A 606-nucleotide genomic window follows, 5' to 3' on the forward strand; every position below is an offset into this window, starting at 1 on the left:
CTGGCTCAAACAGCTGACCCTGCCGCAATAACGCCCTCTCTCGCAACCTAAGTTGTATCACCCCTCCTCCGCAACAGCCCGAACCGATATCCTCTCCCTCTGGCTGACACTTCCAGCCGGTAGGAAAAAAGATAAAACCCGAGAGGGGACGGAAGCGGACGCGGGGCGTCCTGTCCTGGGATTGTGAAAGGGCAGCTGTATCGGCGTAGCGTCTCAGCGCAGATACCGAAGAGACCAGAAGAAGGATTGGAATAACGATTCATTATAAATATTGAAGAGTTTGGAAACCAGCTCAGTATACCATTCCACTATAAGTGCCGAAGAACCCAGGAACCCAGATCGGCACAGCGTCCCACTCTGGATACCGCAGCATACAGACAAAAGTCAACCGTGTTACACATCAAAGATGTAACACTCCTTTCCGTGCCCAACGGGGTGGGAGCGCGAGGGAGGGCGTTCGGGCTTCGGAACTTTGAGATCGCCTTCCCTCGCACTTACCGCATTGAAAATGCGACCGCCGTAGCGCCACCAGCGAATGGAAGAAGAAAAATTGCATCTTTAAGATAAACTTCCAAAAAATCCAAAAAAATTTGAATTTTATGGTTG

This window comes from Blautia sp. MCC283 (genome assembly GCF_018785565.1).
Taxonomy (GTDB): Bacteria; Bacillota; Clostridia; order Lachnospirales; family Lachnospiraceae; genus Blautia_A.